We start from the raw sequence: 926 nt of genomic DNA on the forward strand, positions 1-926 counted from the left end.
TTTTTCCATCGCTTTGATTTCGTCTGGCGATTTACCGGATTGAGTTTTGGCCTGGCCCTGGATCCACTTATGAACGGTTGAATAGCCAATGCCATATTCTCTGGCCAGTTGGGCGGCTGATTCGCCTTGTTTATATAGGTTGATGATGTTTTGTTTGAATTCTTTGTCGTAACGAGTTGGCATGTAAAAATTCCTTCCTTTTGAGAGACGATTTATTCATTATACGCTCTCTTAAAAGTTGTCTCAGGAATCAGCTTACATCCAATGAGTAAAATTGACGAATATGTTACTGAAAGAAGTAAAAACAATCCTGATTTTGCAAAACTCGTTGAACAAGAAAACATCAATTTAGAGGTAGCAGTTAAAGTCCGTGATCTCCGTGAGAATATGGGTATGAATCAACGTGCATTTGCTAATCTAATTGGTAAACCACAATCAACCATTGCTAGGATTGAAAATGGATCGATGAATGCTTCGACTAGGGTATTATCTGAGATTGCTCAGGCAACTAATCAGCGATTAACCATTCAATTTATGCCGGTAATATAATTAAAAACTACCAATGCTAAGGAGTTAGAAATAATGGATTCAGGTAAGCAACCATTAAATAATAATAAAATGTTAGAAGTAATCACCAATAATGATTTTCGCTCACTCTTAAAATTAGTTGTTGAAAATCCAATTGCACATGTTAACAGATCTGAATATTTAGCAAAAGTATTTAAAGTAACAGAATCAGATATTATCAATGGGCACTTAGATATTTCCTTAAAAGAAAGAAAAAAAGTTGCACAAAAACAAATTACAGCCACGGTAAGAAATACTACTGTTATTTCTTTTCTTACTGGAATTCCCGGGGGAATTGCAATAGCAGGGACAATACCCGGCGATATTATTCAAAACATGGTTTACTCCATCAGATTGGC

General features: G+C 35.5%; 2 protein-coding genes and 1 pseudogene. 2 read left to right on the top strand and 1 reads right to left on the bottom strand.

The features are described 5' to 3' along the window. On the bottom strand, positions 1-183 hold a 183-nt coding region (locus WDC_RS09245), incomplete at its 3' end, for an IS3 family transposase (RefSeq protein WP_044011558.1). 81 nt (positions 184-264) lie between these two features. Between WDC_RS09245 and WDC_RS09250 the strand changes: the two genes are divergently transcribed. Further along, positions 265-549: a helix-turn-helix domain-containing protein gene (locus WDC_RS09250; protein WP_044011559.1), complete on the top strand. Its 285-nt coding sequence runs from the start codon at positions 265-267 to the stop codon at positions 547-549. A 33-nt stretch (positions 550-582) separates the two neighbouring features. Next, positions 583-926 (top strand): annotated as a pseudogene (locus WDC_RS09255) (hypothetical protein); the annotation flags it as partial.

The sequence above is a fragment of the Paucilactobacillus wasatchensis genome (assembly GCF_000876205.1).
Classification (GTDB): Bacteria; Bacillota; Bacilli; order Lactobacillales; family Lactobacillaceae; genus Paucilactobacillus; species Paucilactobacillus wasatchensis.